Here is a 24,412-nt window from a genome sequence, read left to right on the forward strand (position 1 = left end):
TCCCCCTTCTGCCAAGCCCGGGCGCAAATTGCTAGGCCGCGACGTCGCCGCCCTCGGCTTCGTCATTGGCGGCGGTCAGTTCCACCACCGGCTTGCGGGCCACCACGAGAATGCCTGTGATCGGAGCGCCGCGGTCGAAACGCAGCACCGCGGTCTCGAACCGCAACACTTCCAGCCCGGCAACAACCAGCGCGTTCCGCGTGGCTTCCACGCCATGCGCATAGCGCAGGCTGGGGCGCAGGAACACCTCTTCGGCGCCGTCGTGGGCCTCCAGCGAAAAGGCCACCAGCCCGCCCGCCTTCAAGGCCGGCACCAGCGCCGCCAGCACCGGTTGCAGCGCGCCGCAATAGATCAGCACGTCTGCCGCCGTCATCAGGTCCGCATCGGCCCGCCGCGCGTTGAGCGCCGCGACCAGTTCCGCCTTCTGCAGGCTGTCATAAATGCCCTTGCGCGCCGTCTCCGCGATCATTGCGGCGGAAATGTCGATCCCTTCGAGATAGCCGACCTTCTTGCGCAGCCGCTCCCCCATCAGCCCGGTGCCGCAGCCCAGGTCCAGCGCGCGCTGGAAATGCGCAATGCCAAGACGCGCCATCTCTTCGTCCACCAGCGCGTCGAGCATGTCCGGCACGCGATAGCCGAGCTTGCCCACCAGCGCTGCCTCGAATTGCGGAGCATATTGGTCGAACAGCGCCTCGACATAGCCCACCGCCGTCCCCTCGCCCGCAGGACCGGCATCATGCGCCGCAAGCTTCAGCCGCGCACCGAACACGCCATCGTCGTCCAGCGCTTCAAGATGCCGCCAGGCAGCGATCGCCGCCGACAGATTGCCCGCCTTCTCATGGTAGCTGCCCGCCAGGTCCCAGCCCGCGGCCCAGTCCGGCGCCAGCTCCAGTGCCTGGCCCATCAGCTCGGCCGCAGCCGCATGGTCACCCTGTTCGGCCAGCATGCGGGCATAGTCCGCGCGCCGGTCGGCGATCACGTCGCCGGAAGAAAAGAACGCCTTGGTCAAGACGAAATGCTTTCGAGAACACCGGCCCGTCTGGCGCGGCGCGCGGGATGTGCCGCAAAGCGCGACGAAACGCAAGCAAATTGCATTTGCCGGTAATTGGGCAAATGTTCACTTTCCATCCACACAGACTCGTCTAGAATGGAAGGCGACCAATCCCCGGCGGCGCATCCGCCTCGCGATTGGCCGCTACGCACCTTCGCGTCGGCCCGTCCGGGTCCTCTCGACGCCGGATGCCATTGAGCCTAAGTGGTTGTCGCCCCGTCAGAACTTCCTGTTCCGCCGGGCGTTTTGTAGCGCCTACACGACATATTGATGCCTCGCGCATTTCAGGCTACGCTTCCCTGCATCGAATATTGCGGCCGACTGATCTGAAGACGCGAATTCCATTCGCAACTGCTGACGTCATCTTCCGATATTTCGATATCAACTAGGTTCTGGCCGGGTGCATGGCCAGGGCCGCTCCAGCAGCGACTGCACGAGGGAACGCGCATCATGGCAACTGGTACCGTTAAATGGTTCAACGGCCAAAAAGGCTATGGCTTCATTCAGCCTGACGAGGGTGGGGCGGACGTGTTCGTCCACATCTCCGCCGTCCAGCGCTCGGGTCTCAATGGCCTGGATGAAGGCCAGAAGATCAGCTACGAGATCGTCAAGGACAAGCGGACCGGCAAGTCCGCGGCCGACAATCTCACGGCCTCCTGATCCATCCGCACAGAATGACAAGGGGCGCGCCTGGCAACGGGCGCGCCCCTTGCTTTGACCTCAGACCGCCTCGAACGGTTCGTAGCAGTCATAATTGCGCTGCTGCACGATGCGCCCCTGCTGGACCTCGAACACCATGCAGATATGCGCCACCATTGTGCCGCCGGCCGGCAACGCTCCCACGGGCACCACGAGGTCGCCCTCCCACCGCGCTTCCACCACCACCCGCTCGCCGCTGGCGATGATGTCGCCCAGCACATAACGCTGCCCCGAAAGGAGCTTGCGCTCGCCGGAGCGCCTCAGCGCCGCCATCATGGCGGCCTTTCCATCCACTCCGCCCTTGGGCCGGATGCGGTTGGGCAATTCCTCGAACTGCATCTCCTCGGCGAGCAGCGGCGCCGCCGCCTCCGCATCGAAGGCCTCGACGGCCCGGATATAGGCTTGCACTAGCGCTACGGCATCGATCATTGCACCCTCCCTGGAACGGCGTTCTAGAAAACACACTAGAACAGCATTCTAGGATCGTCTAGTCTTCAGCATGCCCAAGTCCGCACCAGACCGTCGCCGCCAGATTCTTGACGCAGCCCTCGCCTGTTTCCTGGCCAAGGGATATCTGGCGACCTCCATGAGCGACATAAGGCAACGCAGTGGCGCCAGCACCGGCAGCATCTACCACTTCTTTGCCGGCAAGGCCGGCCTGGCCGAGGCCCTGCTGCGCGAGGCCATTGCCGGCTGGTCGGAGCGAACGGTCTTGCCAGGCCAGTCCGCCGAGGCGGACATCAAGGCGTCGGTGCGGGGGCTCGCACTCTGGGGACTGGCCCATCCCGATCAGGCGCGCTTTCTCGATGAACTGCGCGGCCTGGCAATGATCGACCCTGAACTGGGGGCCATCAGGGCGCTGCTCACCGAGGGCCACGCCGCCGCTGCGGCACGTTTCGCCCAGATGCAGTCGGAGGGCACCGTCCGCGACCTGCCCTTCGAGATCGCCCATTCACTGATGCTTGGCCCGGTCTATAGCTATCTGCGCCAGGCGCCACCAACCGCACCGGACGCGGCGGAACGCATTGCCGACCTCTTCGCCGATGCCGCCTGGCAGGCCGTCCGCCGCTAGCAGCCCGTCGACTGCGCCTCACTCTCCTTCCGGCGCCACCCGTATGAGCCGGCCATTGTCCGCATCGGTCACCAGGTAAATGGCGCCATCGGGGCCCACCCCGACATCGCGGATGCGCCCCAGCTGCCCTTCGAACAACCGCTCCTCCCCGACCACGGCATCGCCTTCCATGTCGAGCCGCACCAATAGCTGGCCACTCAGCCCGCCCAGCAGCAAATCCCCGTTCCATGCGGGAAACAGCTCGCCTTCATAAAAGGCCAGGCCCGACGGCGAGATAGAGGGATCCCAAAAGTGCAGCGGCTGTTCCAGGCCCGGCTGGGCCTGCCCGACGCCGATCGGCGAGCCATCATAATTGGTGCCATAGGCGATCTCCGGCCAGCCGTAATTGCGCCCCGGCCGGACCAGGTTCAGTTCGTCCCCGCCCCGCGCGCCATGCTCCACCGCGAACAGCGCGCCGTCGCTGTCCCGCACCGCCGCGCCCTGCGGATTGCGATGGCCAATGCTCCACAATTCCGGCGCCCAGCCCTCAGGCTTCGGATTATCCGCCGGCACCGATCCGTCGGGCGCAATGCGCACCACCGCGCCAGCCAGGTCCTGCGGGTCCTGCGCACGTGCAGCGGTGCCACGCTCGCCCAGCGTCACGAACAGATTGCCGTCATTGCCCACCACCGCGCGCGACCCGAAATGCCGCGTCGAACCATCGAAATGGTTCATCCGGAAGATGACCTGCTGATCCACCAGCCGCGCCCGCTCACCGGATAGGTCGAGCCGCGCGGAGAGCACCGCAGTGCCGGAACCGCTGTCCATTCCCGCATCGGCGGCGGGCTCGGAAAAGCTCATATAGAGCCTGCCGCTCTCCTCAAAATCGCGCGCCAGCGTCACGTCAAGCAATCCGCCCTGCCCCCGCGCGACCACAGCGGGCACGCCCTCCACTGGCGGACCGATTGCGCCATCGCTGACAATGCGTAACTGGCCGGACCGCTCGGTCACCAGAAACCGCCCATCGGGCAGGAAAGCCAGCGCCCAGGGATGGTCGAGCCCCTCCGCCAGCACCATGGCCTGCACCCGCCCGGCGCTGCTCCCGATTGTCTGCGCCTGCACCCCGGCCGGCGGCAGCGCCAGCAATCCGGCAAGGGCGAGCGTGGCGGCGATCCCTCGTTGAAACATCCTGCGTCCGTCCTCCGCTTCGTTGGCCTGTCCCTGCAGACACCCTGCCGCCATGGCAGGGGCAAGGCGACAACGCAATTTTGAACGGCGACCGCCACTTCGGCCCGCATCGTCCACAGCCCCGCACGAGAATGTGGAGACCCCGCGCGCTTGTCGAACGGCGGCTTGACCGCAAGGCGCGGCGCGGGCAAGCTTGTCCCATCTCCCGAAAAGACGTGTCGTGAAGCAGTGGCCGAACGCAGCTTGGCAGGGAGACGCCATGCCGGAGCCAGGATGCACCGGCAGGGCCCCACATCATTTATGACCTGTCGCGGCCCGGCAAACCCGGCCACGCGGCGGTTCTTGTTATGCCGAGCCGATTGGAGGCAGCACAATTATGGACAAGATCCCGATGACGGTTCAGGGCCACAAGGCCCTTTCCGCAGAGTTCGAGCACCGCACCAGCACCGAGCGTCGCCGCATCATCGACGCCATCGCCGAAGCGCGCGCCCACGGCGATTTGTCCGAAAACGCCGAATATTCCGCCGCCAAGGAACAGCAGAGCCTCAACGAGGGCCGGATCAAGGAACTCGAGACCATCCTGGCGCTGGCCGACATCATCGACGTGACCAAGCTCAGCGGCGACAAGGTCAAGTTCGGCGCCACCGTCACCTATATCGATGAGGATACCGAGGAAGAAAAGACCTATCAGGTCGTCGGCGATCCGGAGGCCGACGCCTCGGCCGGACGCATTTCGATCTCCTCGCCCATCGCCCGCGCCATGATCGGCAAGGAAGAAGGCGATTCGTTCGAAGTGGCCGCCCCGGGCGGCTCCCGGAGCTACGAGATCCTCAAGATTCGCTATATCTGAGAATCGGCGCCGCCCGGCGGGGTGAGCAGCCCGCATTTTCGCCGCCCGGCGCGTTCCATCGCGTCTCAGGTGCCGGTTTATTGGGCATCTCCGCAAATATCTGTGTCTTTCATGTGCACTCCCGCGAGCAACTGCCCTGCGGGAGTGAGTTTGCCTTGAAACCTCTCCCCTTCGACCATTAATTAGAGGCGAGGGAGAATTCCTGGAATCTGTTGGAGAGGCGTCGCGATGCACGCGAAAGTCATCATCATTGGCTCCGGCCCGGCCGGCTACACCGCTGCCATCTATGCGGCGCGCGCCATGCTCGAACCGGTGATGATCCAGGGCCTGCAGCCCGGCGGCCAGCTGACCATCACCACCGATGTCGAGAACTATCCCGGCTTTGCCGATGTCATCCAGGGCCCCTGGCTGATGGACCAGATGAAGGCGCAGGCCGAACATGTCGGCACGCGCATCGTCAACGACATCATCGCCTCGGTCGATCTCGATGTCCGGCCCTTCGTGCTGCATGGCGACAGCGGCGACACCTACACCGCCGACAGCCTGATCATCGCCACCGGCGCCCAGGCCAAGTGGCTCGGCCTGCCTTCCGAGCAGAAATTCCAGGGCTTTGGCGTTTCCGCCTGCGCCACCTGCGATGGCTTTTTCTATCGCGGCAAGCAGGTCCTGGTGGTCGGCGGCGGCAATACCGCCGTCGAGGAAGCCCTGTTCCTCACCAATTTCGCCGAGAAGGTCATCGTGGTGCATCGCCGGGACGAATTCCGCGCCGAACGCATCCTGCAGGACCGCCTGTTCAAGAACCCCAAGATCGAGGTGCGCTGGAACACCGAAGTGGCCGAAGTCGGCGGCACGCCCATGCCGCCATCGGTCAATACCGTCACTCTGCGCAATACCATCACCGGCGAGACCTATGAGCAGCCGATTGACGGCATCTTCGTCGCCATCGGCCATGCTCCGGCCACTGCCATCTTTGCGGGCAAGCTCGACATGAAGCCCGGCGGTTATCTGCAGGTGAAGCCCGGCTCCACCGAGACCAATGTGCCCGGCGTCTTTGCCGCTGGCGACGTGACCGATGATGTCTACCGCCAGGCCGTCACCGCCGCCGGGATGGGCTGTATGGCCGCGCTTGATGCCGAACGGTTCCTCGCCGCGCACGAATTGGCGGAGGCAGCCGAATAGACGTGCAAAATCAAAGGCCAAGTCACGCTGCTGTCACAATTCCTGTGCCTCCCTCGCCGCAGGCGAGGGGCAGTGTTCGACCTGGCTGAGAAAATACAGGGAAAGCGTCACCACCATGCTCGACTGGGACAAGCTACGGATCTTCCACACCGCCGCCGAGTCGGGCAGTTTCACCCATGCCGCGGAAAAGCTCGGCATGAGCCAGTCCGCCGTCAGTCGGCAAATTTCCGCCCTGGAAGATGATCTGGGCCTCAAGCTCTTCATCCGCCACGCCCGCGGCCTGGTGCTGACCGAGGTGGGCGAGCAGCTGTTCCGCACCGCCCACCGCATGCACTGGGAATTGCAGCAGGTGGAAACCCAGATGTCCGAAAGCCAGGACGTCCCCACCGGACCGCTGATCGTCACCACCACCGTGGGTATCGGTTCCACCTGGCTCTCCTCGCGGCTCGACGAATTCCTCAAGCTCTATCCCCTGATCCAGCTTGAAATCCGCCTCAACGACGCCGAACTGGACCTGGCCATGCGCGAGGCCGACGTGGCCATCCGCCTGCACCGGCCCAACCAGTCCGAAATGATCCAGCGCAAGCTGTTCACCGTGCACAACCATTTCTATGCCGCCGACACCTATGTGGACGAGCACGGCATGCCCAAATCGCCCGAGGACCTCGACAATCACCGCATCATCAGCTTCGGTGAGCCGGTGCCCTCCTATCTGGGCGACATCAACTATCTCGAACGCATGGGCCGCGCCGATTCCAGCCCGCGCCGCGCTGCCCTGCGCGTCAACGCCATCTATGGCATGATGCAGGCCTGTCGTGCCGGCATCGGCATCGCCATGCTGCCCGACTATGTGACCGAGAAGGAAGATGGCCTCGTCCAGATTCTCCCCGAGATCGAATTGCCCGCCTACGAAGCCTATTTCGTCTATCCGCCCGCCCTCAAAAACTCCAAGCGCGTCGGCGTTTTCCGCGACTTCCTGGTCTCCAAGGCCCGCGAGTGGTCGTTCTGACACCCGCCTGATCCGACTTCAATCTCTCGGCCCCATCACCACCCTCCCCCCCCTGTGGGGAGGGAAGCGAGATAGGACTTGGCCCTTCGCTAAGTCCGTTGAATCGAGCAGGGTGGGGGTGTCCTTTCCGCGAGGACTGCACATGCCCCGCATCACCACCATCGCCCTCGATGCCGACGACACCCTCTGGCAGAACGAGCAGTTCTTCCGCCTCACCGAGCAGCGCTTTTCCGATCTGCTGCGCGATTACACCGACGCACCGGACCTCACCGAACGGCTGATTTCCGCCACCGCCCGCAACCTGCAGTTCTACGGTTTCGGCGCCAAGGGATTTGCGCTCTCCATGGTCGAGACGGCGCTGGAGGTCACCGAGCATCGCGTGCCCGGCACCGTCATCGCCGAAATCCTCGCCGCCGGCCGCGAACTCTTGAACTTTCCCATCGAGACCCTGCCCTATGTCGACCAGGCGCTTGAGCACCTGCAGGACCGCTACCGGCTGATCCTGGTCACCAAGGGCGACATTTTCGATCAGGAACGCAAGCTGGCCGCCTCGGGCCTGGCCGATTACTTCGCCGCGGTCGAAGTGGTCGCCGACAAGACCGAGGCCGTCTATCGCCGCATCTTCGAGCGTCACACCGAGGGGCCCGAACACACCATCATGGCCGGCAATTCGCTCAAATCCGACATCCTGCCGGCCCTGGCGACGGGCGCCTGCGCCGCCTATGTCCCGCACGACCTCACCTGGTCCTATGAACATGCCGAGGAGCCGGAGGGCGAGCCGCGCTATACCCGCATCGAACATCTCGGCCAGCTTCAGAGCGCCATCGACCGGTTTGAGGCCTTGCGCTAGTCTGCCGCCATTCTGGAGGCACAGATGCATCGAAGCCTGCTTGTCGTCGCCCTCGCCTTTGCCGTGGCCACCCCCGCCCTCGCCGCCCCATCCACCCCCGACGCGTTGGGCAGCGCCTTTTGCGTCGCCATGATGGACGGCACGGCCGATCCCCTGGATCTGCTCACGCCTTCACTGAACCAGGCGATAGAGGTCGCCATGGCCCGCAATGCCGAACTGCAGGCCGCCGCGCCCGACGAGAAGCCGCCTTTGGGCGATGGCGTTCCCTGGTCGAGCTGGCCGGACAAGCCTGACACTTGCGAGACGGAAGTCACCGAAGCCTATGATGGCGCGGCCATGGTCAACGTCACCTATGGCTTCGCCGGTGCACCGGAGGCGACCTATACCGATACGCTGATCCTGCTGCAGCAGGGGGAGGTCTGGGCCCTCGACAATATCGTCCTGACCGACAACCTGACATTGCGCGGCCTTCTGGAATCCGCCTTCGAGCCCCGAGACCCCTGTGGCAGCCCGCCGCAGCCTAAAGTGGTAGCATTGAAATTGTTGCGAAATTTCGCCTCGCATGCGCAAGGCGCATGGCTGACATAACCCCAGCCGGATTGGCGAAACCACCGGACACCCCTATATGCCCCTTCATCACAGCGGGTGTTTTCTCCTCCCTCCCTTGCGCCTGCTGCGTTCCCTCCTGACAGGTCCCTGACCTGTCCTCCTTAGGGCTCCGCTCTCCCCTCGAGCGGGGCCTTTCTTTTTTGTCCGGTGCCATGACAGTCCCCCGCAAAAACGCATGGCTGACATGTCAGTTTCGGGATTGTCTATCAAACCAGTAGAGTTCATATAGGTCTCGTTGCTGAGGCGCGCTCCGATCTCCTCCTCCCTTCGGACCCCGTATCGCAACAGCGGACTTAGGATCATCTCCTCCTCCCTTGATCCGAGGTCCATGGCAGAGCGGCATACTCCTCCTCCCTTGCTCTCTGCCCCACTTTCGATTTGGCTCCGGCCCAATCATCAGGCCCCATCCTCGGATGGGGCCTTTTTTTCGTCCCGGCGCCGCCAGGCGGGAACCTGTCGCCACCCTGTCTCGTTGCCTAGAAATTGGACAGTTTGTCGCTGTGCCTATTGCATAGCTGTCATGACGATCCATGCATTGCTGACCAAACGGTCAAAACCTATATTCGTAAACGTCGCTGGTGAAGCCGCTCCGTATCCTCCTCCCTCGGACCCGCTTCTTGCGACACCGGATCGAAACCGAATCCTCCTCCCTCGGCGACGATCCACCGGTCTGGCGCATATCCTCCTCCCATGCGCAGGACCAAAACTTGCGATTTGGCTTCGGCCCTATCATCAGGCTCCAACTTCGGTTGGAGCCTCTTTTTTTGCCCGCAACCCAGGGCTTCAGCACGCGACGGACGGGTGCCTTTCCGGCCATTCGCGCCCGGGCCGTGCCCCTCGCGAATCTGCATGGCAGCACTTCCCATTGCGCGTTTGTGCCGCAGGCGGCCTTGTTGGATATTGCCCTCAACGGCGGCGTTCGTGGTGACCCGCCCCTCCAAGGTCAGCGGCTCTGCCGTAGGCCGAACGGCCCCGCCCATCCCCTCGGGCGGGGCCATTTTTTTAACCGCAGCGTTGGCCGCAGTTTCTCACCGGCGCTATCGGTCCACATCAGGAAGTCGTGCCTGATCCCGCCTCGGATAATTGGTCGAGCGCCTGCTCCAGCGCCGCAAACGCGTCGTCGCCCAACCGGGCCCGATACCGCGCCTCAATGTCGAGCTTGATTGCATTGCTGTCCCCCAGGGCCGCAGCCCCCTTCTCCGTCAGGCGCACAAGGCGCGCGCGGGCGTCGGCAGGATCGGGCACCCTTTCCACCACGCCCAGCGCCACCAGGTCGTCGACATGCTGCTGCACAGCCTGTTTGCTGATCCCCAGCAACCCCGCCAGCTTGCCCTGTGGCACCCCGGCATTGCGCAGATGCCCCACGACACTGCCCTGGGCCTGGGTCATCCAGTCATGACCACGCGCCACCATTGCCGCGTCGAACTCTGCCTTCCAAAGGCGGCTCAACCGCGTCAGCCGCCAGCCGATATGATCGATGAGCGGCGGCAAATTATCGTCAAGTTGCTTGACCAAATTGAAATCCTCTATTAGTCAAGTTGCTTGACGGAATAGCAGCCGCTGCCGTCCAGTTCAACTGACATGAGTCACATCCATGCCCATCACCAAGGCTTCGGCCGCGCCGACCTTCCAGCTACCTGGCACGATCTTCACCGGACTGGCCTCGCCCAGCCGCGGCTCAACCAGCAACGCCGTCTGGCACCTGCGCATCGCGCCCGGCACCAAGGCAACGCCACATCGCCTCACCCATGAGGAAATATTCGTCTGCACTGCGGGGCAAGGCTCGGCGCAGATCGGCACCGAGACCCACGACATCGAAGAGGGCGACACCCTGATCGTCCCGCCCGATACTGACCTGACGCTCACCAATGTCGGCAACACGGATTTCTGCGCCGTGACCATATTCCCCGTTGGCGGCCAGGCCATCCTGCCCGGACAGGCACCTTTCACGCCACCCTGGGCACAATAAGGGTTCAGTGGATCCCGGCGCAGAACGCCTGGATCCGCTTGACCGCCTCTTCCAGTTCCGCATTGCTGGCCGCATAGCTGAGGCGGAAATGCCCCGGCAGGCCGAAAGCCGTGCCATGCACCAGCGCCACGCCGGTCTCTTCGAGCAGCGCCAGCACGAAATCCTCGTCGGTATCGAGTTTCGTGCCCCCGGCACTGGTCTTGCCCAGCAGCCGCTGGCACGAGGGGAACACATAGAACGCTCCCTCCGGCGTCAGGCAGTCGAGCCCGGTATTGGCATTGAGCCCCGCCACCACAAGATCGCGCCGCGCCTGGAACGCGTCCCGCCACTCCTTGAGGAAATCCTGCGGCCCGTTCAGCGCCTCGACCGCCGCCCATTGCGAGATCGAGCTGGGATTGGTGGTCGACTGGCTCTGCAGCTTCACCATCGCGGCCAGCAATTCCTTGGGCCCCGTGCAATAGCCGATGCGCCAGCCCGTCATGGCATGCGACTTGGAAACGCCGTTCATGGTGAGGGTCCTGGCCTGCAGCCGGGGCTCCACCTGGGCGATCGTGGCGAAGGTCTTGCCGTCATAGACCAGCACTTCGTAGATGTCGTCGGTGAGGATATGCACATGCGGATGGCGCATCAGCACCTCCGCCAACCCCTTCAATTCATTAGCCGAATAGGCCGCGCCCGTCGGGTTGGACGGCGTATTGAGGATCAGCCACTTGGTCTTTTCCGAGATCGCCGCCTCCAGCGCCTCGGGCGTCAGCTTGAACCCGGTCAAGGCATCCGCCACCGCAAACACCGGCTCCGCCCCACACAACCGCACGATTTCGGGGTAGCTCACCCAATAGGGCACCGGCACCACGACCTCGTCGCCCGGATTGAGCGTCGCCATCAAGGCATTGAAAATGATCTGCTTTCCACCCGACCCGACAAAGCAGTCTGCCGCCGTTACGTCGAGCCCGTTGTCGCGCCGGAATTTTGCCGCCACCGCTTCCTTGAGCTCGGCAATGCCATCCACATTGGTATAGCGCGTCTTGCCCTCGTCCATGGCCCGCTTGGCGGCGTCACGGACGTTCTCCGGCGTGTCGAAATCCGGTTCACCCGCCGAAAGCGCGATGATGTCCTTGCCCTCGGCGGCCATCACCCGCGCCTTCTGGCTGATCGCCACGGTTGCTGACGGCGCCACGCGCCCCAGTGCATCGGACAAGAAACCCATCTACGCCTCCCATTCGGCATGTCACGGGCCAAGACGCAGCATCATGGCCCCGCATGCACACAGCCGTTCCGCTTCTAGCGGCCCGAGCAGGGACTGCGAAGGGGGTAAGTGGCTCTGCCGGTCAAATTCCGATACCGGACGTGCTGCGCAGCACCACGCCCTGCACCCGCCAGCCTTCGTCGCGCTCGTCCGCGAGCTGATAGATCGCCTCCCAGACGCGACCGTCCTTGTCGACCAGCTCGACCGATTGCACCACCACGCCCGGCGCGAGCTCGCGGAACGCACCGAAGCTATGGGATCGCGACGTGGCAATCGGGGCATAGCCGGAGCGGGCAATATCGTCTGCGAAGCGCTGCGGATCGCCTTGGTAGGCGGCCCGGAACCCTGCCCCCGCAAAGGACAGGGCCGCTTCAGCGTCGCCATCGCGCAGTGCCACGATCTGGCCGGTGACCGTGGCGCGCCAGGCCGCTTCGGCCTCCTGCGCCCAGCCTGGCATCAGCATCAAAACACTCAGTAACAGTCCCAGAAATACGCGCATCACTCAGCCTCCCTTGGCTCGGACAGCCGGCCGGCTGCCACAGTTCTGCCCTCAAATGGTCCCGCCCTGTCCCCCTTCGGTTCATAGTCGAACCGTTTTTGCGTGGTGATCTTACCACCATCGGAAACGAGGATACGACGTCGATCCCATGCACAAATCTACGTCCCCCCAGCGCAAAAGTTTCAGGCTGACGGCCGCCTTCGGCGCATTCGGTGCGACCCTGGCAATGGCGGGAGCGCTGTTTGTCGGCGTTTCACCCGCCCAGGCCGCCGAATTTGCCACGCAGCCTGATACACAGATTGCGGTCTTCATGGTGCCGCTGACCCTGCTCGTGCTGGTCCTGCTTTTCGAGGTGGCGCGCTTTGCCTGGCGCGGCACACTTCCGGCTCACGCACCCGCCCGCGCGCCGCGCCCCACCGATTGGGCCCGTTCGCCGGAGGACAATCGAGCCGCTTGACTGTGTTTCCCCCTGACGAATGACTTGGCCGGCGCTTGCGTCGGCCATTCTTTTTGACTTTCGGCCTATTGCGGTGGACCCGGCTCGGGTCCACACTTCCGGTCTCACCAGGAGGAATGACCAATGCATGTCGATGCCATCCTGAAGACCAAAGGGTCAGACGTCTTTACCTTGCCCAGGACGGGCACGCTGGCAGACGCGGTTGCCATGCTCAACGCTCACAATATCGGCGCCATCGTCATTACCGAGGATGCAGGCCGCATCGTCGGCATCCTGTCCGAGCGCGACATTGTCCGCCAGTTGGGCAAGAATCCCAGCGGCGCGCTGTCCCTGTCCATCGCTGATTGCATGACCAAAGGCGTGGTCACGTGCGAACGCACCACCACCATAGACGATGTCATGGAATCGATGACCCAGCGTCGCATCCGCCACATGCCGGTGGCCGCGGACGGCAAGCTGATCGGCATCATCTCGATCGGCGACGTCGTCAAGCTCAAGATCGCCGAGGTCGAGCACGAGGCCGAGTCGCTGCGCGAATATATCGCCGGCTAGCGGTCTCGGGTCTCAGGGAGCCAGCCGCATCAACCCGGCACTGGTGGGCGCGAACCCGCACGCCCGATAGAAGCCCTCGAGCCGGAGTTCGAAATCCACGTGCAGCCAATGCACGCCCTGTTGACGGGCAGTTTCGACCGCGCGCCGCACCAGTTCGGTTGCGATGCCCCGCCGGCGATAATCAGGATCCACCGCCGTATCGAGGATGAAGGCGTGAATGCCGCCATCCCAGGCGACATTGACAAAGCCGACAAGCCGATCGCCATCGCGCGCAATCACATAGGCAAGGCTCCGGGCCAACACGGCCCCGTAATCCGTCGGCGGCGGCGCGCCCCAGGAGCGACGCCAGAATGCCGCCAGGGTATCGAGCTCTAGCCGCTCGCCAATGCCATAGCTGATCGCGCTGCCCACCTTACCAACCTCTCCAAAGCTTCATTCAGTCGCAAGGTCGTGAAGAGCTTGCCTTGCCTATGGTCGTGCTCATGCCGGTTCCCGGCGATCCCATGCAAAGGATGAACGACCATGAAGACGATTTCCACCACTGCCATCGTGGCCCTGATGACCGCCTCCATCGGCCTTGGTGCCGTGGCGCCGGCTATGGCCCAGAATGCCACTCCGGCGACGCCGGCCGCACAGTCCCAGTCTGACGCCTCGGCCCCCGGCGCCGAACACGGCTTCCGCAAAGGTCCGGGCATGCGCCAGGGCGGCGGCATGATGGGCGGCGGCCTGTTCAGCATCGAGCACGGCGCGGAAGCCATCGAGATTGCCATTGTCCGGCTCAGCCATGCCATCGATTTGACCGACGAGCAGACTGTGCTGCTCGAGGCCCTCAAGACCGATGCCTTGGCTGCCGCTTCCGCCTTCGATGCCGCCACCGAGGGTCTGCGCCCCACCCCTCCGGCCCAGGGCGACACGGCCGCGGTCCCGGACATCTCCGAGCGTTTCGACAATCGCATCGCCATCGAGACCGCCCGTCTTGCGGCCCTCGAAGCCGTGCAGCCCGCCTTCACCGCCTTCTTCGACAGCCTGACTGACGAGCAGAAGGCGGCCCTCATCCCCGAGCGTGGCGAGCGCATGGGACAGATGGGCATGCAGCAGGGTGGCCCCGGCCAACGCGACGGCAGCCATCGCCCCATGGGTCAGGGCAACCGCTAGGCCAGCGAGAACCGGCCGCCGCGCTCCTTCGTCGGCGGCCATAGCGGCACCCCCTCCGCCCCCATTATTGTGGGTGCTGCCGAACCCCGGCTCTCAACAGCCGGGGTTTGCTTTTGCCTGCGCCTCGACTACGAGAAGGGTACCACTCCCTGCAGGCCGTCCATGACCCGTCTCCCCCTCGATCCCGCGCGCATCCGCTCTCTCTTCCCGGCCTTCTCCGAGCCCAGCCTGGCAGGTCAGGCCTTCTTCGAAAACGCCGGCGGCTCCTATACCGCCCAGGCCACGCTTGACCGGCTCGACCACTATTATCGCGCCACCAAGGTGCAGCCCTATGGCGTCTATTCCGCCTCGGAAGCGGCTGGGGCGGCCATGGACCTCGCCTATGAACGTCTCGCCCGGGCACTCAACGTCCCATCGGACTGGATCCATATCGGCCCTTCGAGTTCCGCCAATACCTATGTGCTGGCCAATGCGTTCGGTGCCTGGCTCAAGCCCGGCGACGCCATCATCGTCACCAATCAGGATCACGAGGCCAATACCGGCAATTGGCGGCGCCTTGCCGCGCGCGGCATCGAGGTGCGCGAATGGCAGGTGGATACCGAAACCGCCCGTCTCTCGCTGGACGCGCTCGATGTCCTGCTCGATGAGCGGGTCAAGCTGGTCGCCGCCCCGCATTGCTCCAATATCGTGGGCGACATCAACCCCATCGCCGACATCGCCACCCGCGCCCATGCCGTGGGCGCCGTGCTTGCGGTCGATGGCGTCAGCTATGCCCCGCACGGCCTGCCCGATCTCGCCGCTTTGGGCGCCGACATCTATTTCTTCTCAGCCTACAAGACCTATGGTCCGCATCAGGGCGTCATGGCCATCCGCCCCGAACTGGCTCGCGCCCTGCCCAATCAGGGCCATTATTTCAACGACACCAAGCTGCGCTACCGCCTGACCCCTTCTGGTCCCGACCATGCGCAGATCGCCGCCACCGCCGGCATCGTCGACTATCTCGAACAGGTCGCCGCGCTCGCCCCGGCCACCGTCGAAGGCGTCGACCCCTTCCGCCGCGCCCATGCCGCCATGCGCGCCCAGGAAATCGCCCTCGCCACCCCGCTGCTCGATTACCTGCGCACCCGCAACGATATCCGCCTCATCGGCCCGTCCGATCCGGCCGTCCGCGCCCCGACCATTTCAGTCCTGCACGCCGAACCCGGCATCGACATTGCCCGCCGCCTGGCCCGGCATGGCATCATGGCCTCGGGTGGCAATTTCTACGCCGTACGCCTGCTCGAAGCCCTGGGCATCGACCCGCACAATCACGGTGTCCTCCGCCTCTCCTTCGTGCACTACACCACGCCCGACGAAATCCAGCGGCTGATCACGGCACTCGACACAGAGCTTTAGCCCTGCCACGACCACCAGCCCCCACCCTCCCCCTTGTGGGGAGGGAAGCGAGATAGGACTTGGCTCGCTAAGTCCGTTGAATCGAGCAGGGTGGGGGTGTCGGCCCATCGTTTTGCACCGCCTCGAGATCATCTCCCCATGTCCCGTCCCCTCGCCTCCGCGCTTCTCCTGCTCTGCACCATGTTCTGGGGCTTTGCCTTCATCGCCCAGAAATCGGCCATGGATTCCATGGGACCGCTCACCTTTGCCGGCGTCCGTTTCCTCATCGGCGGCCTGCTCATCCTGCCGCTGGCTCTGCATGAACTGCGCCGCAAGGCGATCCGGCTCACCGGCACGCACTGGTTCTTCATCCTGGCCATGAGCACGGTGTTCTTTCTCGGCTCCTGGCTGCAGCAGGCGGGCTTGGCGACCACCACGGCCACCAATGGCGGCTTCCTCACCGGGCTCTACGTCTTCTTCGTGCCGCTGCTTGGCTTCCTGCTGTTTCGCACACGGCCGCACCCGGTGGTTTATGCCGGCGTGCCGCTGGCACTGGTCGGCATCTACTTCCTCAACGGCGGCGGTCTCGACACCTTCAATGGTGGCGACTGGCTGATCGTGGCCAGCGCCGTCTTCTGGGCCATGCACGTCATCCTGCTGGGCCATGTCGCGCGCATGACCGGCCTGCCTGTCTTCGTATCCTCCATCAGCTTCCTGTTCGCCGGCATCGCCGCCAGCGCCATTGCGCTCGGCACCGAGGCCCCGACATTGGAAGCCATTTCCGTCGGCTGGATCGAGATCGCCTATGCGGCCGTGCTCTCGACCGCTGTCGGCTTCACGTTGCAAGCCATCGGCCAGCAGCATGTGCCGCCGGCCAATGCCGCCATCATCCTGTCGGCAGAAAGCCTGTTCGCGGCTCTGGGTGGCGCGGTGGTGCTGGGTGAAAGGCTGCCGGCGATCGGCTATGCCGGTGCTGCGCTCATCTTCACCGCCATCCTGCTCGTCGAGGCCATCCCGGCCCTCTGGGCCCGGCGCAAGCCGCACGAGCCGCGCATCGTCAACTAGAGCGTTATCAGCAAACGCGGACACCACTTTTGCGGTTCGAAAGCGCGACAAACAGATGACCTTCCCGCTCTGATTTCAATCAGAACGGGAAATTTTCTAGCGCTTGTGCGGCAGCCGCAGCCGCTACTCCACATACCGATACATCTGGTAGCTTTTGCAGATCACGAAGGCGACGCAGCCCTTGAGCGTAATCTGGTCGGCGCTGACCTGGGTAATGGTCCCCGCCGCCGTCTGCCCATAGATATGCAGGTCTCCCTTCCACTGATTGGGCCGGGTCTGCTGCGCATGATCGATCAGCAGCGTGTTGAGATAGGGCAGGTTTTCCGCATTGTCGGCGCCATTGCCCAGCCACACCAGTTCGGCGCAAAGTTGCGTGCCATCGCCGCATAGGGTCACGTCATAACGCGAATCGCGCATCTCGATTTCCCACAAGCCCACCGGCGAGGCCACTGCCGGCGCAGCGGCCAGGAGCGCGGCGGCTATTCCCAGTCCCGCCCGCCTCATGGGACGAGCCGATACATCTGATAGGTCTTGCAGACCACCAGGAAGGCGCAGCCGGATAGGGTCAACTGGTTCTCGCTGCGTTGGGTAATGGTGCCGCTGAACCTTTGTCCGAACAGATGCAGCGTACCCTTCCACTGATTGGCGCCCACGGGCGTCAGCATCTCGGCCATGGGCCGGTTGAGATAGGGCTTGTACTGCTCGTTATAGTCGACGTCGGACAGCCAGACGAGCTGGCCGCACAACCTTGTGCCGTCCCCGCACAGATTGAGCGAGAAACGGGTGTCGCGGGTTTCCAGCTCCCACACGCCCTCGGGTGAGGCCAGGGCCGGCAGGGTCGGCGCAAGGGAAACAAGTGCGACAGCAAGCCATCGGGTAAAGTTGTGCATTGGGGGCCTCTGGAAGTTCTGCTGCATCAAGCCTGGCGTCCGCCATCTGAACCCAAGCTGAACGGACTCTCCAGGCAATAAATGCGGCCCTGCAATAGTGTCGTCACGTCTCTGTCATTTACCATCTCTAGGGTCCGCCCTGTCCCGGCTCCCCCCATTGGCCAGGATCGCCGACCCCGCGTTCCCCAACGCCGCGCCGGCATCGGAAGGCCCCGGACCGCCAACTCCCGGCCTTCCCGACCGATCCATTCGGTCCTGGCCGCCTGCGGGCGGCCTCTTTTTTTGTGGAGCGGGACGGTTTTTGCCTCGCCCCCATCTCCGCCCTGCGCCAAAACAGAACTCGAACTTTCGGGCGCGAGAATGGCCAAGCTCTACTTTTCCTATGCTGCGATGAATGCAGGCAAGTCGACCCTGCTGCTGCAGGCGGCCTACAATTATCGCGAGCGGGGCATGCGCCCCCTGCTCTACACATCCGCCCTCTACGCCGAGGAAGGGGTGGGCCTCATCACGTCACGCATCGGCATCGCCGAGGAGGCCGAACTCTATGCGGCCGGTGACGACCTCTACCAGTCCGTCCGCGACTACCACGAGGAATCCAAGGTCGACTGCGTCTTTGTCGACGAGGCCCAGTTCCTCACCCGCGACCAGGTCTGGCAATTGGCGCGCGTCGCCGACCGGCTCAACATCCCCATCATGTGCTATGGCCTGCGGACCGATTTTCAGGGCAAGCTCTTTCCCGGCTCCATGGAGCTTCTGGCTGTCGCCGATGCCCTGCGCGAAATCCGCACCATCTGTACCTGCGGCGCCAAGGCCACCATGGTGGTCCGCCAGGACATGTCCGGTCGCGTCCTCACCGATGGCGACCAGGTGTCGATCGAAAAGTCCGTCTATCTCTCCCTCTGCCGCAAGCATTGGGAAGAGGCGGTTGGCCGCTGGCCGGTGAAAGGACCCTGACAAATGCACACAGACGCGACCGAGCCGAAGGGCGCCCTCACCATCCGCACCCTCGCCATGCCCGCCGATACCAATCCGGCCGGTGACATCTTCGGCGGCTGGGTGATGAGCCAGATGGACATTGCCGGGGCCATTGCCGCGGTCGAGCGCGTCAAGGGCCGCGTCGTCACCGTGGCCGTGGACTCCATGACCTTCATCGCCCCGGTCAAGGTGGGTGACGTACTCTGCATCTATACCGACATCCAGCGCATCGGCACCACCTCGATCACCGTGGGCCTCGAAGCCTGGGTGCGCCGCAATCGCCTAGACGACCGCACCAAGGTCACCGAGGCGCGCTTCGTCTATGTCTCGCTCGACGAGAACGGCCAGAAGCGCCCCATTCCAGCCACCTGAACGGCTCCGCTCTCGTTCAGACTGCGTTCAGCCAGACTTTGCTTATCTCCGTCTCAACACACCGCTGGTGCGTTGGGGCAATTCTTCTGTTCGCAAGTAAACGCACCGCCGGAACTCTTTACCCATCGACTTCGTTTCTGGAGTCACGAACAAAATGGCAAGGCTGCCGCACAGCGTCGTTCCGGAGGTCCGGAACCGGAAAAGCCGCGCCGGAGGGAGCATGTCATGCATCGTCAGACCCGCAAGAGAATTCTGAACCTGGCCACTGGCGTCGCCGTCGCCGCCGCGGCGGTCGTGGTCTTCCTGCCCGCCGCCCAGGCCGCGCCGGGTACCGTCACCACCAATGTGAATGTGCGCTCCGGCCCCGGCACCAACTACGCCGTGGTCGATGTCGCGCGCGCCGGCCAGCAGGTCGATGTGCAGCGCTGCCAGGGTTCCTGGTGCTATGTGGTCAAGTCCGGCCCCGACGGCTGGGTCTCGGCCAGCTATCTCAGCGCCAGCGGCCGTCCGGTCAACCCGTCCAATCCAGGCATTTCCTTCGGCTTCACCATTGGTGGTCCCGATGGCCCGCAGATCAGCATCGGCGTGGGCAACCAGCCCCAGCCGCCGCGTCCCGGGCCGCGCCCGCCCGTCATCCAGCCCGTGTATGACGATGTCTGCTTCTACGACCGCACCCGCTTCCGGGGCGACAGCTTCTGCATGAGCGATGGCGAGGCTATCCGTGACCTGCGCGGCTGGACCGACCGCATCTCGTCTTTCGACAATCCCGATGGCCTGGAAGTTCAGGTGTGCTCGCAGCCCAATTTCCGCTCCTGCCGCACCTATACCACCGGCGCTTCCTCGCTGGGTGATTTCGACGACTACATCGCCTCGGTCCGTGTGCGGTAACGCCCAGCACCTGCCCTCTATCGCGCCGCCCTCCTGGGCGGCGCTTTGCTTTGCATCGCGGCACGCGCCGCGCTAAGTTCGGCCCGCTCACAAAGGTGGATATTGCCATGCGCTCGATACTTGCCCTTGGACTAGCCTTCGCCCTCTGCCTGCTCCCCGCCACCCCCGCTTTGTCCGAAACCGCTGCCGGCAGCCACGGCTGGAGCCGCGAAACGCTGGTCCTGCGCAGCGGCCCCGGCGCTGCCTATGACATTACCGGCGAGATCCCCGCCGAAGTCGCCATCAAGGTCCTGCGCTGCCAGAAATTCTGGTGCAATGTCGATGGCCCGGGCGGCCGCGGCTGGACCGGCAAGGCCGCCGTCGATTTCGGCAAGGACCCCTATTGGCCGATCCTCGACCCCGATAATGAATGGCCCGATCTCGAGGGCGGCCAGATGTGCTTCTTCGAGGGCACAAACTATACTGGGCGCTCCTTCTGCGCCGGCACCGGCGAAGTCTTTCTCGACCTCGCCACCTGGGGCTGGGACAACCGCATCTCCTCGATCCAGGTGACGACCGCCACCAGCGCCGCCATCTGCCGCGACCGCTTCTTCCAGTCCTATTGCGAACGTATCGTCGAGAGCCAACCCGTGCTCACCCGCTATCTGCGCGACAGCCTGTCCTCCATTCGCGTCTATTGACTCCACGTTCAGTTTCGACCCGTGAAAGGCCCGGTCTCCGGGCCTTTCCTGTTTTCGCGCCTAAATGCGGCATTCAGCCAGGGTTCAGCGCAGAAACCGCCTAATCCCCTCAGAAACGGGCCGCCCCGCGGCCTGTCACAACAGATGAGGGAAACCCAATGTCCATCCAGCGCATCACCTTTGGCGCCAGTCTCGCCGCCATCACCCTGCTCTCCACCCTGGCCGCTTCGGCCGCCCCCGGCATCGCCACCGGTGCCGTCAATGTCCGGACCGGCCCCGGCACCGGCTATGCCAAGGTCGGCACCCTGGCCAAGAACGAAGTCGTCGATGTCAAGCAATGCCAGGGCTCCTGGTGTTTCGTCGATCGCGACGCCGGCACCGATGGCTGGGTGTCCAAGAACTACCTGGCCGCCTATGAGGGTGGCGGGGGCGGCGGTGGCAGCACCGATATCCCGTTCAATTTCGGCATGAGCGTCGGCCCGGGCGGCCCGAGCTTCTCCTTCGGCATCGGCGAGGCACCCCCGCCGCCCCCGCCGCCAGCCCCACCGGTTCCGGCCAAGGCCTGCTTCTTCAAGGGCAACAATTTCACCGGGGCCCAGTTCTGCGTCGCGGTCGGCAATGACGATCCGCACCTGCCCGGCGGCTGGAACGACACCATCTCGTCCATTCGCCTCCAGGGCGGCGCCCAGGTCACCGTGTGCAAGAACAACTGGTATGCCGGCGCCTGCACCACCTATTCGGCCGACAAGCCCTCGCTGGGCGGCTACAACAACGCCATCTCCAGCTACCAGGTCTTCTGATCCGGTCACCCCACCCGGACGCAAACAGGCGCCGCCCAGCAGGCGGCGCCTGTTCTCTCGGGGCGCAAGGAGCCCTTTCAGCAAAAGTGGACGCCACTCTTGCGGTTCGAAAGCGCGACAAGGCAGGCAGATGAGGCCCTGTCCCATGGCCCATAGGAGCCACTTCCGCGCCAAAGGGCGCAGTATTATCTTGGGCGCCGCGCGCAGAGTCGTCAGCCCGGCGCCTCGCGCCAATTGGGGGGAAATTCATCATGCCAGCCATGGCACACCTTTACTTCCGCACGGCCATACTCTTCCTGATCGCAGGCATCTGCATCGGCATCTACATGTCCATGAGCGGCAATTATGCCGTGGTGGGCGCCCACGCCCATATCAACCTGCTCGGCTGGGTCACCAGCGCCCTGTTCGGCACCTATCTGGCGCTCAACCCGGCCAAGGCGACCGGCCTGCTGCCCCGCCTGCAATACATCATTTATGTGCTGGGCGTGGTGGTCATGGGCGGCTCGCTCTACCTGATGCTCGATGGCAATACCGCCATGACGCCGGTGGTCGCGGCGGCCTCGCTGATCGCCTTTGCCGGCGTCCTGCTCTTTGCCGTCATCATCTTCATGCCGGCCCGCAAATAGCGGGTCACGGCGCGCTGGCAGACGTCAGCGCGCCTCTGCCACCGCGGCGGGCGTGGCCCGCCCGATCACCCTGCTGGTGAGTTTGTCGAGGTCGCCCAGCAAGGGCGCGTAGGGCTGCAGGTCGCAGCCCCGGCACATATCCTGCTCGGCAAACACCAGCGCATCGGCATAGCACGCCGCTTCCTCGACCCGCATCTCGGCTCCGTCGATGACCACGGCGTCCAGGCAATCGAAGCAATGCATGGCGACCTCGGTCAAGAGGTGCCGGCCGGCCAGCCCTGCCAGGTCGCGCGTCAGCGCGGCCCATTCGCAACCCTTTACGGCGTCCCCCTCGCCCCAATTGCGCAGCAACGCCACCAGCGGGGCGACGGCACCGGCAATCTGGGAATCCACCTCGGCCCTGAGCGCCGCGATCGAGCGGTCCGCGGACATGTTCGCGCCACTGCGATTGATCCCACCGGGACGCACCGCCTCGCGATGAAACTTGGTCTTGACCGTCACCAGGCGGCCGGTTTCCTCATTGGGCATCGGCGTCCTCCAGTGAAATGATCTGCTCGTCGCCCTGCCGGCGCTTGGGCACGCCCTCATGGTCTTCCTCGCGGAAGCGACGGTCCGGGCCGAAATAGGTCGGGCTGTCCCAGAACGGCCGAGGCCGGCGGGCAATCCAGTTGATGCGGTCGTAGAGCACCACGGGCGCCACCGGCTTGGACAGCACGAAATTGGCCCCGCAATCGCGCGCCTGGCCCACGCTGATGCGCCGCGCCGTGCCCATGGTGATGATCATGGGAATGGCACGGCGGGGATGCTTGGCATCGAGCCGGATGGAGCGCACAAAATCGATCCCGCTGCCCATCCGCCGTTCCTTGCCCGGCCCGGGCAGGTCGACCGCGCAGATCAGGAAGTCGACGTCGCGATCGTTGAGCAGCCGCACCGCCGTCTGCGCATTGGCGGCCTCATGCACCGTCTTGGCGCCGAAGCCATAGAGCAGGCGCCGGAACAGTTCGCGATACAAATCGCTCGGCTCGGCTACCAGAAAGCCGATTTCCGAGAGATTGACCGAGTCTTCCGCAAATTTGAGCGCCATGATGAATACGTAGTCTAGCGGAAAACTGCTGATACTCCCTTAAGGACGCGCCCCAATTTGCGGCGCGCCGATCAGCGCAGCAGCGGAAACACCATCCGCGCCCTTTCCTCGCGCAGCCACAGCGCCACCCACACCGCGATCCCCAGATAGATCGAAAACAGCGTGTGGCTGAACAGTGGATTGTCGACCCGCAGATTGGCCGCCAGCGAACCACCCAGCAGTCCCGTCGTCAGCACCGCGCCCAGCAGCGCCGTGCGCGGAATGAGGAACAGCACCATGCAGCCCAGCTCGATGCAGCCGATCAGCACCAGATATTTGGCAGGCCAACCCACCACCTCCATGGGCTGCAGCGCCACCTCCAGCCCCATCAATTTCGGCGCCGCCGACGCTACCGCCAGAAACAGCGCGATCAACCCGCTCAGAACCCAGCCTGCGATCTTCATGTTCTCGTCCCCCGGATGTGGCAGCCCCTTGCTGCGCTCCTGCCGTGATGACGAACCAGCTTCTGAGGTTTCGACATTGCCCCAGCGCGGCTCCCTGCCCTTGCGGGTGCCACGGCCTTCCTGCTACCCCACATCCGATCCCCCGGCCCACAGGACCCTGCCCATGCTGCCCTGGCAAAAACTCGGCGAGACCACCATGCCCGGCGGTGGACCGATGACACTGATGCAGCGCGGCACGGAGTTTTCCGTCATGTCCGGCACCATCACCCTGATGAACAGCCGCATGAGCAATTCGGAAGAGCAGCTCGCCAATCTGTCGGCGGCCCGCCTCGGCGCCCGTCCGAAGGCGCGAATTCTCATTGGGGGCCTTGGCCTGGGCTTCACCCTCCGCGCCGCACTCAAATGCTTCGCCGCCGACAGCGAGATTGTCGTGGCAGAATTGGTACCCGAGATCGTCGAATGGGCGCGTGGGCCGCTGTCACCCCTGCACGGCGACAGCCTCGACGATCCCCGCGTCCACATTCACCTTGGCGATGTCGCCACCGCCATCAATGGCGGCAAGCCGTTCGACGCGATCCTGCTCGATGTCGATAACGGCCCCGATGGTCTGTTCCGACCCGCCAATGACCGGCTCTACAATGCCGCAGGTCTCGCCACGGCCCGCGCTGCGTTGACGCCGGGCGGCCATCTGGCGATCTGGTCGTCTCACCCCGACGCCCGCTTCACCAAACGCCTCAGGCAGACCGGCATGCAGGTCGACGAAGTCCCCGTCCGCGCCAGGAGCAACGGCAAGGGCGACCGCCACACGCTCTGGTTCGCGACCAAGGCGGGCGGCTGACGCATCGGGGAGC

General features: G+C 64.4%; 32 protein-coding genes. 20 read left to right on the forward strand and 12 right to left on the reverse strand.

The genetic code is table 11. From position 1 onward, the window contains the following. Positions 1 to 31: 31 nt before the first annotated feature. Positions 32 to 1,009 (reverse strand): class I SAM-dependent DNA methyltransferase, encoded by a 978-nt coding sequence (locus K1X15_RS14020; protein ID WP_240549497.1) that lies wholly within the window; start codon positions 1,007 to 1,009, stop codon positions 32 to 34. A 492-nt stretch (positions 1,010 to 1,501) separates the two neighbouring features. Between K1X15_RS14020 and K1X15_RS14025 the strand changes: the two genes are divergently transcribed. Further along, a complete protein-coding gene (locus K1X15_RS14025; RefSeq protein ID WP_220304237.1) occupies positions 1,502 to 1,711 on the forward strand; it encodes a cold-shock protein in 210 nt (69 codons plus the stop codon). Positions 1,712 to 1,771: 60 nt separating this feature from the next. On the opposite strand, the gene K1X15_RS14030 is transcribed toward K1X15_RS14025, so the two are convergent. After that, positions 1,772 to 2,179: a nuclear transport factor 2 family protein gene (locus tag K1X15_RS14030; RefSeq protein ID WP_220304238.1), complete on the reverse strand. Its 408-nt coding sequence runs from the start codon at positions 2,177 to 2,179 to the stop codon at positions 1,772 to 1,774. Positions 2,180 to 2,249: 70 nt separating this feature from the next. Between K1X15_RS14030 and K1X15_RS14035 the strand changes: the two genes are divergently transcribed. Beyond that, positions 2,250 to 2,822 carry a TetR/AcrR family transcriptional regulator gene (locus K1X15_RS14035; RefSeq protein WP_220304239.1) on the forward strand — a complete coding sequence of 191 codons (573 nt, stop codon included), beginning with the start codon at positions 2,250 to 2,252 and terminating at the stop codon, positions 2,820 to 2,822. Between the two features lie 18 nt (positions 2,823 to 2,840). Here K1X15_RS14035 and K1X15_RS14040 read toward each other — a convergent pair whose 3' ends face one another. Beyond that, entirely contained in the window at positions 2,841 to 3,989 is a 1,149-nt protein-coding gene (locus K1X15_RS14040; protein ID WP_220304240.1) for a PQQ-dependent sugar dehydrogenase, read from the reverse strand. 376 nt (positions 3,990 to 4,365) lie between these two features. Between K1X15_RS14040 and greA the strand changes: the two genes are divergently transcribed. The 5 genes from greA to K1X15_RS14065 all read left to right on the forward strand — a co-directional run bounded on the left by greA (position 4,366) and on the right by K1X15_RS14065 (position 8,465). Then, on the forward strand, positions 4,366 to 4,839 hold the full coding sequence (gene greA / locus K1X15_RS14045; RefSeq protein ID WP_220304241.1) for a transcription elongation factor GreA: 474 nt from the start codon (positions 4,366 to 4,368) through the stop codon (positions 4,837 to 4,839). 228 nt (positions 4,840 to 5,067) lie between these two features. After that, positions 5,068 to 6,018 carry a thioredoxin-disulfide reductase gene (gene trxB / locus K1X15_RS14050; RefSeq protein ID WP_220304242.1) on the forward strand — a complete coding sequence of 317 codons (951 nt, stop codon included), beginning with the start codon at positions 5,068 to 5,070 and terminating at the stop codon, positions 6,016 to 6,018. A gap of 115 nt (positions 6,019 to 6,133) precedes the next feature. After that, the gene (locus K1X15_RS14055) at positions 6,134 to 7,027 is read left to right on the forward strand and encodes a LysR family transcriptional regulator (RefSeq protein ID WP_220304243.1); all 894 of its coding nucleotides are present in this window, start codon (positions 6,134 to 6,136) and stop codon (positions 7,025 to 7,027) included. Positions 7,028 to 7,169: 142 nt separating this feature from the next. Then, positions 7,170 to 7,877 (forward strand): HAD family hydrolase, encoded by a 708-nt coding sequence (locus tag K1X15_RS14060; protein WP_220304244.1) that lies wholly within the window; start codon positions 7,170 to 7,172, stop codon positions 7,875 to 7,877. Positions 7,878 to 7,901: 24 nt separating this feature from the next. Beyond that, positions 7,902 to 8,465 (forward strand): hypothetical protein, encoded by a 564-nt coding sequence (locus K1X15_RS14065; RefSeq protein WP_220304245.1) that lies wholly within the window; start codon positions 7,902 to 7,904, stop codon positions 8,463 to 8,465. A 1,071-nt stretch (positions 8,466 to 9,536) separates the two neighbouring features. On the opposite strand, the gene K1X15_RS14070 is transcribed toward K1X15_RS14065, so the two are convergent. Continuing rightward, entirely contained in the window at positions 9,537 to 10,001 is a 465-nt protein-coding gene (locus K1X15_RS14070; RefSeq protein ID WP_220304246.1) for a MarR family winged helix-turn-helix transcriptional regulator, read from the reverse strand. 79 nt (positions 10,002 to 10,080) lie between these two features. Here K1X15_RS14070 and K1X15_RS14075 point away from each other — a divergent pair, with 79 nt between their 5' ends. Then, the gene (locus K1X15_RS14075) at positions 10,081 to 10,455 is read left to right on the forward strand and encodes a cupin domain-containing protein (RefSeq protein WP_220304247.1); all 375 of its coding nucleotides are present in this window, start codon (positions 10,081 to 10,083) and stop codon (positions 10,453 to 10,455) included. A gap of 4 nt (positions 10,456 to 10,459) precedes the next feature. On the opposite strand, the gene K1X15_RS14080 is transcribed toward K1X15_RS14075, so the two are convergent. Together K1X15_RS14080 and K1X15_RS14085 are read right to left on the reverse strand one after the other, a co-directional pair. Next, positions 10,460 to 11,662, reverse strand: coding sequence for a pyridoxal phosphate-dependent aminotransferase (locus K1X15_RS14080; protein ID WP_220304248.1), 1,203 nt, complete (start codon positions 11,660 to 11,662; stop codon positions 10,460 to 10,462). 121 nt (positions 11,663 to 11,783) lie between these two features. Continuing rightward, positions 11,784 to 12,200: a DUF4864 domain-containing protein gene (locus K1X15_RS14085; RefSeq protein WP_220304249.1), complete on the reverse strand. Its 417-nt coding sequence runs from the start codon at positions 12,198 to 12,200 to the stop codon at positions 11,784 to 11,786. A 148-nt stretch (positions 12,201 to 12,348) separates the two neighbouring features. On the opposite strand from K1X15_RS14085, the gene K1X15_RS14090 reads away from it, so the two are divergent. Next, entirely contained in the window at positions 12,349 to 12,657 is a 309-nt protein-coding gene (locus K1X15_RS14090; protein WP_220304250.1) for a hypothetical protein, read from the forward strand. A gap of 123 nt (positions 12,658 to 12,780) precedes the next feature. After that, positions 12,781 to 13,209: a CBS domain-containing protein gene (locus K1X15_RS14095; protein ID WP_220304251.1), complete on the forward strand. Its 429-nt coding sequence runs from the start codon at positions 12,781 to 12,783 to the stop codon at positions 13,207 to 13,209. Positions 13,210 to 13,221: 12 nt separating this feature from the next. Here K1X15_RS14095 and K1X15_RS14100 read toward each other — a convergent pair whose 3' ends face one another. Continuing rightward, positions 13,222 to 13,596, reverse strand: a complete 375-nt coding sequence (locus K1X15_RS14100; RefSeq protein ID WP_420828379.1) for a GNAT family N-acetyltransferase — start codon at positions 13,594 to 13,596, stop codon at positions 13,222 to 13,224. A 135-nt stretch (positions 13,597 to 13,731) separates the two neighbouring features. Between K1X15_RS14100 and K1X15_RS14105 the strand changes: the two genes are divergently transcribed. The 3 genes from K1X15_RS14105 (at position 13,732) to K1X15_RS14115 (ending at position 16,803) form a co-directional block, all read left to right on the forward strand. Continuing rightward, positions 13,732 to 14,364 carry a Spy/CpxP family protein refolding chaperone gene (locus K1X15_RS14105; protein WP_220304252.1) on the forward strand — a complete coding sequence of 211 codons (633 nt, stop codon included), beginning with the start codon at positions 13,732 to 13,734 and terminating at the stop codon, positions 14,362 to 14,364. A gap of 162 nt (positions 14,365 to 14,526) precedes the next feature. Further along, positions 14,527 to 15,759 carry an aminotransferase class V-fold PLP-dependent enzyme gene (locus K1X15_RS14110; RefSeq protein ID WP_220304253.1) on the forward strand — a complete coding sequence of 411 codons (1,233 nt, stop codon included), beginning with the start codon at positions 14,527 to 14,529 and terminating at the stop codon, positions 15,757 to 15,759. Positions 15,760 to 15,897: 138 nt separating this feature from the next. Next, positions 15,898 to 16,803, forward strand: a complete 906-nt coding sequence (locus K1X15_RS14115) for a DMT family transporter (RefSeq protein ID WP_220304254.1) — start codon at positions 15,898 to 15,900, stop codon at positions 16,801 to 16,803. A gap of 123 nt (positions 16,804 to 16,926) precedes the next feature. Here K1X15_RS14115 and K1X15_RS14120 read toward each other — a convergent pair whose 3' ends face one another. Together K1X15_RS14120 and K1X15_RS14125 are read right to left on the reverse strand one after the other, a co-directional pair. Continuing rightward, positions 16,927 to 17,220, reverse strand: coding sequence for a DUF2147 domain-containing protein (locus K1X15_RS14120; protein ID WP_220304255.1), 294 nt, complete (start codon positions 17,218 to 17,220; stop codon positions 16,927 to 16,929). A gap of 83 nt (positions 17,221 to 17,303) precedes the next feature. After that, a complete protein-coding gene (locus K1X15_RS14125) occupies positions 17,304 to 17,693 on the reverse strand; it encodes a DUF2147 domain-containing protein (protein ID WP_220304256.1) in 390 nt (129 codons plus the stop codon). A 360-nt stretch (positions 17,694 to 18,053) separates the two neighbouring features. Here K1X15_RS14125 and K1X15_RS14130 point away from each other — a divergent pair, with 360 nt between their 5' ends. The 6 genes from K1X15_RS14130 (at position 18,054) to K1X15_RS14155 (ending at position 22,034) form a co-directional block, all read left to right on the forward strand. Continuing rightward, a complete protein-coding gene (locus K1X15_RS14130; RefSeq protein ID WP_220304257.1) occupies positions 18,054 to 18,647 on the forward strand; it encodes a thymidine kinase in 594 nt (197 codons plus the stop codon). Between the two features lie 3 nt (positions 18,648 to 18,650). Beyond that, complete coding sequence (locus K1X15_RS14135; protein WP_220304258.1) at positions 18,651 to 19,040, forward strand: acyl-CoA thioesterase; 390 nt, start codon at positions 18,651 to 18,653, stop codon at positions 19,038 to 19,040. 225 nt (positions 19,041 to 19,265) lie between these two features. Continuing rightward, the gene (locus tag K1X15_RS14140; RefSeq protein WP_220304259.1) at positions 19,266 to 19,928 is read left to right on the forward strand and encodes an SH3 domain-containing protein; all 663 of its coding nucleotides are present in this window, start codon (positions 19,266 to 19,268) and stop codon (positions 19,926 to 19,928) included. 107 nt (positions 19,929 to 20,035) lie between these two features. Continuing rightward, positions 20,036 to 20,608, forward strand: a complete 573-nt coding sequence (locus K1X15_RS14145; protein ID WP_220304260.1) for a peptidase inhibitor family I36 protein — start codon at positions 20,036 to 20,038, stop codon at positions 20,606 to 20,608. A gap of 158 nt (positions 20,609 to 20,766) precedes the next feature. Further along, positions 20,767 to 21,408, forward strand: coding sequence for an SH3 domain-containing protein (locus K1X15_RS14150; RefSeq protein ID WP_220304261.1), 642 nt, complete (start codon positions 20,767 to 20,769; stop codon positions 21,406 to 21,408). A 251-nt stretch (positions 21,409 to 21,659) separates the two neighbouring features. Next, positions 21,660 to 22,034 (forward strand): hypothetical protein, encoded by a 375-nt coding sequence (locus tag K1X15_RS14155; RefSeq protein ID WP_220304262.1) that lies wholly within the window; start codon positions 21,660 to 21,662, stop codon positions 22,032 to 22,034. 24 nt (positions 22,035 to 22,058) lie between these two features. Here K1X15_RS14155 and K1X15_RS14160 read toward each other — a convergent pair whose 3' ends face one another. From K1X15_RS14160 to K1X15_RS14170, 3 genes are all read right to left on the reverse strand, one after another. Further along, complete coding sequence (locus K1X15_RS14160) at positions 22,059 to 22,562, reverse strand: hypothetical protein (protein WP_220304263.1); 504 nt, start codon at positions 22,560 to 22,562, stop codon at positions 22,059 to 22,061. Continuing rightward, the gene (locus tag K1X15_RS14165; protein WP_220304264.1) at positions 22,552 to 23,118 is read right to left on the reverse strand and encodes a response regulator; all 567 of its coding nucleotides are present in this window, start codon (positions 23,116 to 23,118) and stop codon (positions 22,552 to 22,554) included. Before K1X15_RS14165 ends, K1X15_RS14160 begins: the two co-directional genes overlap by 11 nt. 71 nt (positions 23,119 to 23,189) lie before the next feature. Then, positions 23,190 to 23,561 (reverse strand): DoxX family protein, encoded by a 372-nt coding sequence (locus K1X15_RS14170; protein WP_220304265.1) that lies wholly within the window; start codon positions 23,559 to 23,561, stop codon positions 23,190 to 23,192. Between the two features lie 163 nt (positions 23,562 to 23,724). Between K1X15_RS14170 and K1X15_RS14175 the strand changes: the two genes are divergently transcribed. Then, a complete protein-coding gene (locus K1X15_RS14175) occupies positions 23,725 to 24,399 on the forward strand; it encodes a spermidine synthase (RefSeq protein WP_220304266.1) in 675 nt (224 codons plus the stop codon). Positions 24,400 to 24,412 lie beyond the last annotated feature (13 nt).

Origin of the sequence: Devosia salina (genome assembly GCF_019504385.1) — a bacterium.
Lineage (GTDB): Bacteria > Pseudomonadota > Alphaproteobacteria > Rhizobiales > Devosiaceae > Devosia > Devosia salina.